We start from the raw sequence: 443 nt of genomic DNA on the forward strand, positions 1-443 counted from the left end.
AATCTATCCGGCCGCGGCGACAAAGATATGATCACCGTCGGCGACCATCTCGGAGTGAAGCTGTAAGATTCGTTCAAACGTTCAATAGTTCAAGGTTGCGGGGTGGGAGAGGGCGTTGAACGATTGAACTTTTAACCGTTGAACGGCTAGGTTGATTTTACTTATGAGCCGTATCGAAAAAAAGTTTATTGCAGTGAAGCGACGCGGTGAAGCGGCGCTGGTTCCATTTATCACCGCCGGCGATCCCGACTTGGCGACTACGCTGAAAATCATGCGTGCCTTGGAAACGGGCGGTGCCGATGCCATCGAATTGGGCATTCCGTTTTCCGATCCCTCGGCGGATGGCCCGACGATTCAGCGTTCGTCGGAGCGGGCTTTGAAGAACCCGATCTCCTTGCCGGCGATATTCCGCTTGGTACGCGATTTCCGCCGCACTTCCGAAC

Annotated in this window: 1 protein-coding gene; it reads left to right on the forward strand. The window is 54.2% G+C overall.

Annotated features, from left to right (window positions below; genetic code table 11):
* Positions 1 to 163 precede the first annotated feature (163 nt).
* The coding region (locus I6F37_RS40130) for a tryptophan synthase subunit alpha (protein ID WP_225154396.1) at positions 164 to 443 on the forward strand (280 nt) is incomplete at its 3' end.

The sequence above is a fragment of the Bradyrhizobium sp. NBAIM08 genome, from assembly GCF_020193935.1.
GTDB lineage: Bacteria > Pseudomonadota > Alphaproteobacteria > Rhizobiales > Xanthobacteraceae > Bradyrhizobium > Bradyrhizobium yuanmingense.